Annotated in this window: 11 protein-coding genes and 2 pseudogenes; 10 read left to right on the forward strand and 3 right to left on the reverse strand. The window is 70.0% G+C overall.

Features of this window, described 5'->3' with window-relative positions:
* The first annotated feature begins 17 nt into the window (after positions 1–17).
* Positions 18–1,143, forward strand: a pseudogene (locus QE397_RS06460) (glycosyltransferase family 4 protein).
* Here QE397_RS06460 and QE397_RS06465 read toward each other — a convergent pair.
* Positions 1,131–2,939, reverse strand: coding sequence for a long-chain fatty acid--CoA ligase (locus QE397_RS06465; protein WP_027505824.1), 1,809 nt, complete (start codon positions 2,937–2,939; stop codon positions 1,131–1,133). The pseudogene QE397_RS06460 and the gene QE397_RS06465 sit on opposite strands and share 13 nt — an antisense overlap.
* A 135-nt stretch (positions 2,940–3,074) precedes the next feature.
* On the opposite strand from QE397_RS06465, the gene QE397_RS06470 reads away from it, so the two are divergent.
* From QE397_RS06470 to QE397_RS06495, 6 genes are all read left to right on the forward strand, one after another.
* The gene (locus tag QE397_RS06470) at positions 3,075–3,452 is read left to right on the forward strand and encodes a hypothetical protein (protein ID WP_027505825.1); all 378 of its coding nucleotides are present in this window, start codon (positions 3,075–3,077) and stop codon (positions 3,450–3,452) included.
* Between the two features lie 124 nt (positions 3,453–3,576).
* Positions 3,577–4,014 (forward strand): SRPBCC family protein, encoded by a 438-nt coding sequence (locus QE397_RS06475; RefSeq protein WP_027505826.1) that lies wholly within the window; start codon positions 3,577–3,579, stop codon positions 4,012–4,014.
* 29 nt (positions 4,015–4,043) lie between these two features.
* Positions 4,044–5,270 carry an ArsA family ATPase gene (locus tag QE397_RS06480; protein WP_268788588.1) on the forward strand — a complete coding sequence of 409 codons (1,227 nt, stop codon included), beginning with the start codon at positions 4,044–4,046 and terminating at the stop codon, positions 5,268–5,270.
* The gene (locus QE397_RS06485) at positions 5,263–5,661 is read left to right on the forward strand and encodes a hypothetical protein (RefSeq protein WP_307092422.1); all 399 of its coding nucleotides are present in this window, start codon (positions 5,263–5,265) and stop codon (positions 5,659–5,661) included. Before QE397_RS06480 ends, QE397_RS06485 begins: the two co-directional genes overlap by 8 nt.
* A 37-nt stretch (positions 5,662–5,698) precedes the next feature.
* Complete coding sequence (locus QE397_RS06490) at positions 5,699–6,682, forward strand: ROK family protein (protein WP_027505827.1); 984 nt, start codon at positions 5,699–5,701, stop codon at positions 6,680–6,682.
* A gap of 190 nt (positions 6,683–6,872) precedes the next feature.
* Complete coding sequence (locus QE397_RS06495) at positions 6,873–7,610, forward strand: 1-acyl-sn-glycerol-3-phosphate acyltransferase (protein ID WP_204870508.1); 738 nt, start codon at positions 6,873–6,875, stop codon at positions 7,608–7,610.
* A 1-nt stretch (position 7,611) separates the two neighbouring features.
* On the opposite strand, the gene QE397_RS06500 is transcribed toward QE397_RS06495, so the two are convergent.
* The gene (locus QE397_RS06500; RefSeq protein WP_081821264.1) at positions 7,612–8,889 is read right to left on the reverse strand and encodes a glycosyltransferase 87 family protein; all 1,278 of its coding nucleotides are present in this window, start codon (positions 8,887–8,889) and stop codon (positions 7,612–7,614) included.
* Between the two features lie 39 nt (positions 8,890–8,928).
* Here QE397_RS06500 and QE397_RS06505 point away from each other — a divergent pair, with 39 nt between their 5' ends.
* Together QE397_RS06505 and QE397_RS06510 are read left to right on the forward strand one after the other, a co-directional pair.
* Positions 8,929–9,438 (forward strand): polyadenylate-specific 3'-exoribonuclease AS, encoded by a 510-nt coding sequence (locus QE397_RS06505; RefSeq protein ID WP_027505830.1) that lies wholly within the window; start codon positions 8,929–8,931, stop codon positions 9,436–9,438.
* Between the two features lie 46 nt (positions 9,439–9,484).
* Positions 9,485–10,870 (forward strand): class II 3-deoxy-7-phosphoheptulonate synthase, encoded by a 1,386-nt coding sequence (locus QE397_RS06510; RefSeq protein WP_027505831.1) that lies wholly within the window; start codon positions 9,485–9,487, stop codon positions 10,868–10,870.
* 15 nt (positions 10,871–10,885) lie between these two features.
* On the opposite strand, the pseudogene pknB reads toward QE397_RS06510, so the two are convergent.
* Positions 10,886–12,908: pseudogene (pknB, locus tag QE397_RS06515) on the reverse strand (Stk1 family PASTA domain-containing Ser/Thr kinase).
* Between the two features lie 161 nt (positions 12,909–13,069).
* Between pknB and QE397_RS06520 the strand changes: the two are divergent.
* A complete protein-coding gene (locus tag QE397_RS06520; protein ID WP_027505833.1) occupies positions 13,070–13,438 on the forward strand; it encodes an Rv2175c family DNA-binding protein in 369 nt (122 codons plus the stop codon).

Genomic DNA, 13,438 nt, shown 5'->3' on the forward strand with positions numbered 1-13,438 from the left:
CCGTCTACGGTGGTCCCATGCGTCGAACGCTGCTGGTGACCAATGACTTTCCTCCGCGGCGCGGCGGCATCCAGTCGTATCTGCACACCTTCGCCCAGCTGTTGCCCGCGGACGAACTGGTGGTCTACGCACCGCGGTGGCGTGGCGACTCCCACGTGCGGTTCGACGCGGAGCAGCCCTTCGAGGTGGTGCGGCACCCGACGACGTTGATGCTTCCGACACCGGACGTTGCCCGTCGGGCGGCCAGGCTGGTGGCCGACCGACAGTGCGACACGGTGTGGTTCGGGGCCGCTGCTCCGCTCGCCGTGCTCGGACCGCACCTGCGCCGTGCCGGAGCCGAGCGCGTCGTGGCCTCCACCCACGGTCACGAGGTGGGCTGGTCGATGCTGCCGGCGGCGCGGCAGGTGCTCGGTCGTATCGGCTCGACGGCGGACGTCGTCACCTTCGTCAGCCGTTACACGCGCGGCCGATTCGCCGCGGCCTTCGGGGCGGACGCGGCCCTCGAACACGTGCCGCCGGGGGTCGACTCGACCGTGTTCGCGCCCGACACGTCGGCACGGGAGACACTGCGCGCGCGCTACGGCCTGGGTGATCGGCCGACCGTCCTGTGCCTGTCGCGGTTGGTGCCGCGCAAGGGACAGGACATGCTGATCCGGGCGCTACCGGGGATTCGCGCGGAGATCGACGGGGCCGTGTTGGTCGTCGTCGGCGGCGGTCCGTACGGCGACACCCTGCGGGCTCTGGCGCAGTCGTGCGGGGTGGCGGATCACGTCGTGTTCACGGGGTCGGTGCCGGCCGAGGAACTGGGCGGCACACCACACCCTCGCCGACGTGTTCGCCATGCCGTGTCGCACCCGCGGTGCCGGTCTGGACGTCGAGGGCCTGGGCATCGTGTTCCTCGAGGCGTCCGCGTCCGGCGTGCCGGTGGTCGCGGGCCGGTCGGGTGGAGCGCCGGAGACCGTCGTCGAGAGCGTCACCGGCACAACCGTCGACGGCACCTCGGTCGACGACGTCCGGCGCGCCGTCGTGGACGTGCTGTCCGATCGTGACCGCGCCGCGGCGATGGGGGCCGCGGGACGCGAGTTCGTCTCCACCGAGTGGCGGTGGGACGACCTCGCCGCCCGACTGGCTCACTTGCTGTAGATGGCCTCGATGTCGCTCGCGTAGGACTTCTGGACCACGGCGCGCTTGAGCTTCATCGTCGGGGTCAGCTCGCCGCCCTCCTCGGTGAAGTCCGCCGGCAGGATCCGGTACTTCTTGATGGACTCCGCGTGCGAGACCGTCTTGTTGGCTTCGGCCACGGCAGCATCGATCTCCGCGACGAGGTCGGGATCCTTCGTCAGGTCGGCGACGGTGGCGCCCTCGTCCTTGCCGTTGCGCTGCTTCCAGCCGGGGAACGCGTCGGGGTCGATGGTGATGAGCGCGCCGATGAACGGCTTCTGGTCACCGACGACCATGGCCTGACCGATGAGCGCACTGGCCCGCAGCGAGTCCTCGAGGCCGGCGGGTGAGACGTTCTTGCCACCCGCCGTCACGATGATCTCCTTCTTGCGCCCGGTGATGGCGATGAAGCCGTCCTCGTCCACGGCGCCGAGATCGCCGGTGTGGAACCACCCGTCGGTCAGCGCCTCGGCGGTGGCGTCGTCGTTCTTCCAGTAGCCCTCGAAGACCACGCCGCCCTTGAGCAGGATCTCGCCGTCGTCGGCGATGCGGACGGCGTTGCCCGGCAACGGCTTTCCGACGGTGCCGATGCGCTGTTCGTCCGGCGTGTTGACCGCCGCCGCGGCGGTGGTCTCGGTCAGGCCGTAACCCTCGTAGATGGTCACACCGATGCCGCGGTAGAAGTGCGCGAGGCGCTCACCCAGCGGGGCGCCGCCCGAGATGGCGAGTTCGCACTGCCCACCGAGCGCTGCGCGAAGCTTGCCGTAGACCAGACGGTCGAACAGAGCGTGCTTGGCGCGCAGCACGATCGACGGGCCACCGGTGTCCCGCGCCGCGCTGTAGGCGACGGCGGTGTCGGCGGCCGCGTCGAAGATCTTGCCCTTGCCGTCGCCGTGAGCCTTCTGACGCGCGGTGTTGTACACCTTCTCGAACACGCGCGGGACGCTGAGGATGAAGTGCGGTCGGAACGAGCCGAAGTTGTCGACGAGGTGCGGGATGTCGTGGGTGTGCCCGAGTGTCGCGCCCTGGTCGAAGGCGGCGATGGACACCGCACGTGCCAGCACGTGGGCCATCGGCAGGAACATCAGGGTGGTGCGTCCCTCGGTGAGCATGCGGCCGATGGAACTGGCGGCGATACCGCGGGACTCGGCGATCAGGTTGGAGTGCGTGAGCACGCAGCCCTTCGGCCGTCCCGTGGTGCCGGAGGTGAAGACGAGCGTCGCCGGGTCCGAGGAGCGCAGCGCCGCGACGCGGTCGGCCACCGTCGCGTCGGTGATCTGGGCACCGGCGTCGGTGAGGACGTCGATGGCGCCGGGCCGCTCGGCGGAGGCGTCGATCTGCAGGACCGTCGCGACACCCGGCAGCACGGGAAGGATGTCGGTGAGGATGTTCGTGTGGGCCACCGTCTCGGCGATCATCGCGGCGGCGCCCGAGTTCTCGAGGATCCACCGCACCTGGTCCGACGAGGACGTCTCGTACACCGGAACCGTGACGGCGCCGGCGGACCAGATCGCGTAGTCGAGCAGGGGCCACTCGTAGCGGGTCGACGACATGAGGGCGACCCGGTCGCCCTGCTTCACGCCGGATGCGATGAGCCCCTTGGCCACTGCGCGAACCTGGGCCGCGAAGTCCGCTGCGCGGACGTCCGACCACCCGTCGCGGGTGGCGCGGCGGTACACCACGACGTCGGGCCGGGTCTTCTCGTGCGCGAACACGGCGTCGACCACCGACGCGTCGTCCTCGATGGTGAATGGTGCCGGGACGGTGAACTCGCGCACGGATTCCTCCGATGTCGTAGCGGTTTCGGACGAGGCTTCACAGTAATCCTGTCCATTCCCCGGATGTCACCGGCACGTGCTCGTCGACCGAGGTCGTCGACGCCGTCGACGAGGGCACGTGGGATTCTGGTCCGCATGAGCAGTGTGCAGGTCGCCGACCAGACGTTCGTCGCAGCGCGGGCCGAGGACGTCGCGGCGCTCGTGTCGGACACCCGTCGATGGCGGGCCTGGTTCCCGGGTCTCACCGTCACGGTCCAGGAGGACCGGGCCGAGAAGGGTGTCCGCTGGGTCGTCGGGGGACAGCTCCAGGGAACCATGGAGGTGTGGCTCGAGCCGATGCTCGACGGCGTCGTACTCCACTACTTCCTGCACGCGGAGCCGACCGACGGAGTGCAGGAACCGTCCACCCACCGCCGACGAGTACTGGGCAAGCAGATGTCGTTCGAGATCAAGGCGCTCCTCGAGGCCGGGCGGGCGGCGGGAGAACCGCCGGTCCCGGGGCTTCGGTCCTGACTCGCGGGTACTCGCGGCGACAGGAACCGACCCCGCCGTTCGGGCGGTGCCACCGGACGGTCGATCATGTGGGTACACGGACGCCGATCAGGTGACGGCACGCGGCGCGGAGGGAACGAGTTCCATGGCAGACAAGACCACGAAATCGATCGTCGTCGGAGCGGCGCCGGACGAGGTGATGGCGGTCATCGCCGATTTCCCCAGGTATCCGGAATGGGTCACCGCGGCCAAGTCGGTCGAGATCCTCGAGGAGGGGGAGTCGGGCCGGGCTCGCCGGGTCCGGTTCGTGCTCGACGCGGGCATGGTCAAGGACACCTACGAGCTCGAGTACGACTGGCGGCCGGACGGCACCGCGGTGTCGTGGACGCTCGTCGCGGGGGAGATGCAGAAGTCCCAGGTCGGGTCCTATGTGCTCACCGAGAAAGGTGCCGGAAGCACCGAGGTGACCTACGAACTGACGGTCGATCTCGCCATTCCCATGATCGGCTTGTTCAAGCGCAAGGCGGAGAAGGTCATCACCGACACCGCGTTGAAGGAATTGAAGAAGCGAGTCGAAGGCTGAGCGATCGCGTTCCCGAGACCGCCGCGCGGATCACGTTCGTCGTCGGAGCCGGCGGTGCGGGCAAGTCCACCGTCGCCGCGGCCCTGGCCGTCGACGCACACCGCGCCGGTCGGCGTGTGCTTCTCGCGTCCGTCGACGGCGCGGATCCGTCGGACCTGGTGCCCGACGTCGCCGTCGAGGTGCTGCGCATCGACCCCTCGGCCGTTCTCGAATCGCAGTACCGCCTGCTGACCACGGCTCTGGCGATGGCCGGACGCCACGACCACGGCGCCGGTCCGACGCTGCCGGATCCCGAGGAGCTGACGTCGCTGCCGGGCGCCGAGCCGCTCACCGCGCTGCTCGAGGTGGTGCGCGTCGCCGACAGCGGCGAGTGGGACGACGTGATCGTCGACTGCCCCGGACCGATGTCCTGGCGGGAGATCGTCGCGACCCCCGGAGCTGTCGCGGGGTACGTCGAACGCATCTGGCCACGTCATGCCCGCGTCGTGGCCTCGACGGGCCAGGACGTCCGCGCGGCCGTCCTGGTGGAGCTCGTCGATCGTGTCGTGGCGGCGGCGACGTCGGTCACCGCCGTGCTCGAGGACGACGGACGGACCTCTGCGGTCGTCGTCTCGCGTCCGACCGCGCGGTCCTTCGCAACGGCGCGAGAGCTGTTGGCAGTCACCAGTTTCCACGGCGTCCGCGTCGATCGTGTGGTGGCCGTGGGGGTGATCCCGGACCTCGGGGCCGGGGCGCCGTCGTCCGTGCTGGGCACGCATCCCGGCGTGTTCTGGATGGACCGGGCGCACGCGGAGCATCGCGCGGCGCTGGCGGAGTTCCGCGGCGCGGTGGGCGACCTCCGCGTCGACGTCGTGTCGGCCCAGCCCACCGAGCCGGTAGGGTCGACTGCTCTGGGGGCCGTCGCGGCCGACCTGAACGGGCAGGTGGCGGCCGGACACGGCGGCGCGCTGCCCGCGCTGTCGCCGCGGGTGCGGCACGAGTCCGGGCAGGGCCTGGACTCGGTGTACGTGATGGACGTCCCGCTGCCGTTCGTCGACACGGACTCGGTGGCGGTGGGTCGGGTGGAGGACGACGTGATCGTGAGTGCGCAGGGCAGTCGACGACGACTGCGGTTGGCGTCTGTGCTGCGTCGGTGCGTGGTCACCGGTGCCGGCGTCGACGACGGCGTGCTGTCCGTGACCTTCGCCCCCGACCCGGCGTTGTGGCCGGAGAACCTGCAGAAGGCGGACGTACCGGGGGAGTCCGGCGATGGATGAGGGCCGGCGGGACCTGGCGGCCGAGCTCCGGGTGCTGGCCGAGTTGCTCATCGACCGGGTCGAGCCGGTGCTGCGCCGCCTCGACACCGAGGACGCGCCCGAGTGGCAGGGCTGCTCCTGGTGCCCGTTCTGCGCTCTCGCCGCTGCCCTGCGCGGGGAACGCCACGATCTGCTGACGCTGGTCACCGGTGAGATGGACGGTCTGATCGACGTGCTCCGGGACTTCCTGCAGACCCACGGTTCGGGGCGACACACGCCCGGCGACGCGGAACGAGCCGACGCGCCGGAGGGCGCTGCGCCACCCGTCGTTCGCCCCGCGAGCTATCAGCCGATTACGGTGACCAGGACGCGTGAACCCGACCCGGCACGCAGACCCGATCGCGACCGGTGACACCGGTCGCCCGCCACCACGTGAGGATGCCGCAGACGTGAGCGCCCAGTCCCGGTCCAGCCGGCCTCTGACCATCGGCATCGACGTGGGCGGCACCAGCATCCGCGCGTCGGTGGTCGACGTCGACGGTCAGGTGCTCGACTCCACCCAGGCGCCCACGCCGCAGTCCTCCCGCGCACTCGAGAACGGCATCGACCGGGCCGTGCGCGAACTCGCGAGCCGCCACGACATCGCGGCCGTCGGTCTCGCCGTCGCCGGGTTCATCAACTCCGACCGCACCGTCGTGCGCTTCGCCCCCCACCTGCCGTGGGTGAACCGCCCGGTCGCGCGGGAGATGACGGAACGCCTCGGCATCCCGGTCATCCTCGAGCACGACGCCAACGCCGCCGCGTGGGCGGAACACCGCTTCGGTGCGGCCGCGGGCGGTGGGAACGTCGTCATGATCGCGATCGGCACCGGCATCGGCGCCGCACTCCTCATCGACGGCAAGCTCTACCGCGGCAGCTACGGCATCGCGCCGGAACTCGGCCACCTGCAGGTGGTTCCCGACGGGCGTCAGTGCGCGTGCGGCAAGCGCGGCTGCTGGGAGCGCTACTGCAGCGGGACCGCGTTGGTGGACACGGCGATCGAGCTCCTCGCCGCCAACCCGCGGGGATCGACGGTGCTCGCGCGTGAGGCCTTCCTCGATCCCGGATCCCTCACCGGTCGACGCATCGCCAACGCCGCGCAGGACGGTGACCTGGTGGCCATCGAGACGATGTCCGAGTTCGCACGGTGGCTCGGCATCGGTCTGGCGCTGGTGTCGGACGTCTACGACCCCGACCGCATGGTCATCGCCGGCGGCGTCGCCACGTCGTCCGCGCTGTTCCTGGACACCGCCCGTGAGCACTACGCCGCGCAGATCACGGGCGCCGGCCACCGGCCCCTCGCCCGGATACGCGGAACCCAGTTGGGGGAGGCCGCGGGCATGATCGGCGCGGCCGAGCTGGCGCGCGTCGAGGTGGGCGCGGCACGCGCCTGACCGCCTCGGCGGAGGGATTCGTGTCCGGCCGATGGCCGGGTGATGACGGCGGTGTGAGATGTGTCCGAGCTGACGCTCGAACTGTGGCTGGTGTCATAAAGCCCCGGTACAGTTACGCCCACGAGATGTCCGAGCGGGCCGCGGGCATCGCGGTGCGGGTCGCGGGTACTTCGAGAAAGGCATGTCGGGCATGTGGTACTGGATATTCAAGTACGTCCTTCTCGGGCCGGTGTTGCAGGTGATGGGCCGTCCTCGCGTGGAGGGCCTGGAGAACATCCCCGACGACGGGCCGGTGATTCTCGCCAGCAACCACCAGGCGGTGTTCGATTCGTTCTACGCGTGCCTGGTCGTGCCGCGTCGCATCACGTTCCTCGCGAAGAGCGAGTACTTCACCGGCAAGGGCCTCAAGGGCCGCTTCCAGAAGTGGTTCTTCTCGTCGGCGGGACAGGTCCCGATCGATCGCACCGGTGCCTCCGCCGCGCAGGACGCGCTCGACGCGGGACTGCGCGTGCTGGCGAAGAACAAGGTGCTGGGTATCTACCCGGAGGGCACGCGCTCGCCGGACGATCGGCTCTACAAGGGCAAGACGGGTATGGCGCGTCTGGCTCTCGAGAGCGGCGTCCCGGTGATTCCGGTCGCGATGATCGGCACCGCGAAGATGAATCCCATCGGCTCGCGGATTCCGCGCCCCACCAAGCTCGGCGTGAAGTTCGGTAAGCCGCTGGACTTCTCGCGGTACGAGGGCATGGCCGGCAACCGGTTCGTCGAGCGCGCCGTCACCGACGAGGTGATGTACGAGCTCATGAAGCTCAGTGGTCAGCAGTACGTCGACGTGTACGCGGCGAGCATGAAGAAGACGCCCACCCCCGTGGTGGATCCGGCTCCGTCGACCGAGGCCGCGCGCATCCCCGACACCCGCGCGGGCTGAGTCAGACCGCCTCGGCGGTCACCCCGGGGCGCTCGGGACTGCGTCGATCGCGCAGCGGCACCGCCGCCACCGCGATCACGAACACCAGTCCCCACCACACGTAGGACGAGGCCTGGATCTGGTCCCACAGGGGCCAGCCCAGGCCGTTCCAGCGTCCGGGCGCGAGGCGCCAGTGCGACGGATAGTGCAGCAGCACTGCGCCGATCACGGCGAGGGCCACCAGTGCGGGGGCGCGCCGCGTCACGCCGACGTGCACCAGGACCATCAGCATCGGCACCGTCCACACCCAGTGATGCGACCACGACACCGGTGAGACCAGCAGGCCCAGAGCGGCATTGACGCACAGGGCCAGCAGGTACTCGTGTGCCGCCAGAGCGCGTCGCATCGCGACGAGGGCCACCAGCCCCACGACGGCGCTGCACACGATCCAGACGATCGTCCGCGGGCCGTCCGCGAGACCCAGCCGCGCGAGCATCCCGGTGAGGGACTGGTTCGAGATGTACCCCGGCCCGCCGATGCGGTCCGAGTCGAGCAGCACCTCGGTCCAGTACTGCACCGAGTCGCGGAACGTCGCGACGAATCCGAGTGCCGTGAACCCGAGGAACGACAGGCCGGTGACCACGGCCGCCCGGTACTGCTTGCGCAGCAGGAAGTAGAGGACGAACACCGCCGGCGTGAGCTTGATGGCCGTGACGAAGCCGATGAGCAGACCGCGCGGCCACGGGGTGCGCTTCAGCAGGACGTCGAGGACGACGAGGCACATCAACACGACGTTGATCTGCCCGTAGTCGAGGGTGGACCACACCGGTTCGAGCGCGAACGCGATCGCGGTGATGCCGCCCGTGACCCACGCCGTCGTCCCGGCCGACAGGTGCACCAGAGAGCGCAGGCACACCGCCACCGTGACGGCGAGCAGGATCATCGTCATCGCCGTCATGATCAACGAGGCCGCCGGCAGCGGGAGGACCGCCATCGGCGCGAAGGACACCGCGGCCATCGGGGGATAGGTGAACGGCAGCGGGATGTTCACCGAGGTGCGCGGCAGGACTCCGTAGAGATTCACGCCGTCGAGCAGAGCGCGGCCACCGATGCGGTACACGTCGAGGTCGAGCCGGTAGATCGCACCCCACTCCCGCAGCGGGGGCAGACCGACCACGTTGAACGCGATGCCCGCCACGAGCCCGACGCACACCGCGACCTTCGCGATCACGGCGACCGGTCGGGGCAGCGACGCCCCCGGCCCGGTGTAGGGAGGGGCGGACGGCAGAGTCCACGTCATGGTCGGGGTGGATCCTTTCGGTGACCTAGGCTCGCAGACGTGCGTTACTTCTACGACTGCGAGTTCATCGAGGACGGCCGCACGATCGATCTGGTGTCCATCGGGATCGTGGCGGAGGACGGGCGTGAATATTACGCCGTGTCCACGGAGTTCGATCCCGAGCGCGCGGGCACCTGGGTCCGCCGCAACGTCCTGCCGAAGCTCCCGCCGTTCTCGTCGCCGCTCTGGCGCTCGCGCAGCCGCATCCGCGACGACATTCTCGAGTTCGTGTCGGCGCCGCACGGCACCGTCGGACCGACCGTCGAGATGTGGGCCTGGGTGGCGGCGTACGACCACGTCGCGCTGTGCCAGCTGTGGGGTTCGATGACGGCGCTCCCGCGGATCATGCCGCGGTACACGCGGGAGTTGAAGCAGTACTGGGAGGAGCACGGGTCGCCCGCGCTGCCGCCGGTGCCGGACGACTCGCACGACGCGCTCGCCGACGCCCGGCACAATCTCGCGAAGTTCCGGGCCGTCGAGGCCGCGAGAGCGTGGTCCGGTCGGGAGTGACACACCGCTGGTCCCGGCCGTCGGAGCGGGCGACTACTCTGTACGCGTGAACTGGACTGTCGACGTTCCGATCGAACGCTTGCCCGAGCTTCCCCCGCTGCCCGAGTCGATGCGCGAGCAACTCGACGTGGCGCTGGCCAAGCCGGCGGCGCAGCAGCCCAGCTGGCCCGCCGATCAGGCGGAGGCCATGCGCAAGGTCCTCGAGAGCGTGCCGCCCATCACGGTCGCCAGCGAGGTCGAGGCGCTGTCGGAGAAGCTCGCGTCCGTCGCCCGCGGCGAGGCGTTCCTGCTGCAGGGCGGCGACTGCGCCGAGACCTTCGTCGACAACACCGAGCCCCACATCAAGGGCAACATCCGCACGCTGCTGCAGATGGCCGTCGTGCTCACCTACGGCGCGTCGATGCCCGTGGTGAAGGTCGCGCGCATCGCCGGCCAGTACGCCAAGCCCCGCTCCTCCGACGTGGACGCCCTGGGCCTGAAGTCCTACCGCGGCGACATGGTCAACTCCCTCGTGGCCGATGACGCCGTCCGCCAGCACGACCCGTCGCGCCTGGTCCGCGCCTACGCCAACGCCAGCGCCGCGATGAACCTGGTGCGCGCGCTCACCGGCGCCGGCATGGCCGACCTGCACAAGGTGCACGACTGGAACCGCGAGTTCGTGCAGAACTCGCCGGCCGGTGCCCGGTACGAGCAGCTCGCCTCCGAGATCGACAACGGTCTCAAGTTCATGGACGCGTGCGGCGTCACGGATCCGAACCTGCACCAGGCCACCATCTACGCCTCTCACGAGGCGCTCGTGCTCGATTACGAGCGCGCGATGCTGCGTCTGGACAACGACGACGAGCACGCCAAGCTCTACGACCTGTCGGCACACTTCCTGTGGATCGGCGACCGCACGCGGCAGCTGGACGGCGCGCACATCGCGTTCGCCGAGCTGGTCTCCAACCCCATCGGACTGAAGATCGGTCCCAGCACGACGCCCGAGATGGCCGTCGAGTACGTCGAGCGGCTCGACCCGACCAACAAGCCCGGCCGGTTGACGCTGATCTCGCGCATGGGCAACGGCAAGGTTCGGGACCTGCTGCCGCCCATCATCGAGAAGGTGCAGGCCACCGGTCACCAGGTCATCTGGCAGTGCGACCCCATGCACGGCAACACGCACGAGGCGTCCACCGGCTACAAGACGCGCCACTTCGACCGCATCGTCGACGAGGTCCAGGGCTTCTTCGAGGTGCACAACGAGCTCGGGACGCACCCGGGTGGCATCCACGTCGAGCTCACCGGTGAGAACGTCACCGAGTGCCTCGGCGGCGCCCAGGACATCTCGGACCTCGATCTGTCCGGACGGTACGAGACGGCCTGCGACCCGCGACTGAACACGCAGCAGTCCCTCGAGCTGGCCTTCCTCGTCGCGGAGATGCTGCGCGGCTGATCGCCGGAGCAGAACTCAGGGCAGCGCGGTCAGAGTGACCGTGCTGCCCTTCTGCACTCGGTCGCCCTGACCGGGCGACTGGGCGATGACGAGCGAGCGATCCGTCTGCGCGACCTGGCGCACCACCACGGTGAGCCCCAGGCGTTCGAGTTCCGACCGCGCCGAGCCGACGGTACGTCCGAGCATCGAGGGCACCTCCACGGCCGTCGACACCCGCAGCGTGACGGTCGATCCCGCGGTCACGGACGTGCCGCTCGCCGGGTCGGTCCCGATGACACGGCCACCGTCGACGTCCTCGTCGAAGACGGAGTCCACCGTCGCCACGGTGATGCCGACCCGATCGAGTTCTGCGCGCGCCTGCTGCTCCGTCTCGCCCCGGACGTCGGGAACGTCGACGGGGGGAGCGCCCTTGCTGGTCACCACCCGGACCTCGCTGCCCACCGGCAGGACCGTCCCGGGCGCGGGGTCGAGTGCGGCGACCGCACCGACGGGTGCGGCGCTGCTGAAGGCGTCACCGCCGTCCACGGGGACGAACGTCCGCTCCCGCAGTGCCGCCTCCACCGTGGTCGAGTCCGCGTTCCCGAGGGCCGGAACGGTGGGCCTGCCCTGAGAAACGAGAAGGGTCACGGTCTCGCCCCGGGCGATCCGTGACCCTGCGGGAGGATCGGTTCCGAGTAATCGGTCCACGGGATCGCTGTCGGTGTAGCGGCCCTCGACGGTCGCCGAGAGATCGGCCGCCTCGATGGCGGAGACGGCGGTGGATCGGTCGAGCCCGTCGATGGCCGGCACCGCGGTGAAGCGGCCGGACCCGGCCCACCAGCCGACGGTGCCGAGCAGGACCGCCACGATCACGACGATCGCGAGCCACGTGAGTGCGACTCGACGCGACCTGCGCTTGTCCGCGTCGAAGTCCGGGAACGCGAAGGCTTTTCGGTCCACCGGCTCGGCGGCGGTGGACCGCGGTTCGTCGGCGCCGCGGGGAGTCGCGGTGGTCACCATCCGCGTGTGCTGAACGCCGCCGGTGGACGGCTGCCCGCGGTCGGAGGCGGCGGAGAAGTCGTCCGCGGGGACCGACACGATCTCCGTCTCCGGAGTACGCGGAGCCTGCGGAGCGTAGGGGCGCGGAGCGTTCAGCGTCTCGGCGCTCAGATGCTCGGCCGACCGCGACGGGGACGGCACCCGATAGTGGGGCAGAGCGAGGGTCCTGGTGACCGAGCGCACCGCGTCGCCCATCGTGCCGGCGTCGCGGAACCGCTCCTCGGGCCGCCGCGCCGTCGCGTCGCGCACCAGTGCGTCGAAGTGGGGCGGCACCCCTGCGATCACCGAGCTCGGCGGCGGAACGTCGTTCTCGATGCGCTGGTACGCGATCGAGAGGGAGGTGTCTCCCTGGAACGGCGTGCGTCCGGTCAGCAGTTCGAAGAGCAGGATGCCCGCCGAGTACACGTCGCTGCGCGCGTCGGCCGATCCGGTGGTCACCTGTTCGGGGGAGAGGTAGGCGGCAGTGCCGAGGATGACGCTGTTGGACGTCGTCGTCGACGCGGCCACGGCGCGCACCAGACCGAAGTCGGCGATCTTGACCTCGCCCGCGTCGGAGATCAGCACGTTCTCCGGTTTGACGTCGCGGTGCACGAGGCCACCGCGGTGCGCGACCGCGAGTCCGTCGAGTACGGGTTGGAGAACGGCGGCGACGGCGTGCGGGGGCATGGGACCGCGTTCGCGGAGCAACTCGCGCAGCGTGCCGCCCTCGACCAGTTCCATGACCAGGAAGGCGTGCTGACCGTCGCGACCGTGATCGTGGACGGCGACCAGACCCGGGTGGCTGAGCCGGGCGACCGCGCGCGCCTCGAACTCGAAGCGACGCACGAACTCGGGGTCGGCGGCGAACTGGGGATCCATGATCTTGATGGCCACGGGCCGGTCCAGACGCAGGTCGAGACCCCCGGTAGACCGTGGACATACCGCCGCGGGCGATCGGCGCGTCGACGCGGTAACGACGGTCCAGCAGCGCGCCGAGCAGCGACGGACCTGACGTTGTCACCTGCGTCCACTCTCCTGTCGTGTTCTCGCATCGATCGATGCCGATCATTCGATGGTAGCCAGTGTGACGCGTGAGGTAGCAGTCACGTGTGCGGGAACACGGCGCGGGAGGCGGGCGTCGGCGAATTGTCCTGGCGGCGGGCCGTGACTACCTTTGACCGCGTGAGTGCCATTCCCTACTGCGACGACGTCCTGCCTGCCGACGAGGCCGTGATCGCGATTCCCGACGCCGCCGAGATCATGGGCGTCCCCGTGACGAAGCTCTACCAGATGGTGCGTGAGCACAAGCTGATCGCGGTGCGCCGCGATCGAGTGGTCTCGATCCCCGCGAAGTTCGTCGGCGAGGACGGCGAGCCGATCAAGTACCTCGCCGGTGCGATCGCGGTTCTGCTCGACGGCGGCTACAACCACCCGTCGATTCTGCGGTGGCTCTTCACCCCGGACGACAGTCTGCCAGGCATGCCGGCCGACGTGCTGCGCGGCGACCACGCCCGCGAGATCATCCGCCGCGCCCAGGCCATGGCCTTCTAG

This window comes from Rhodococcus sp. SORGH_AS_0301, from assembly GCF_030818285.1.
Taxonomy (GTDB): Bacteria; Actinomycetota; Actinomycetes; order Mycobacteriales; family Mycobacteriaceae; genus Rhodococcoides.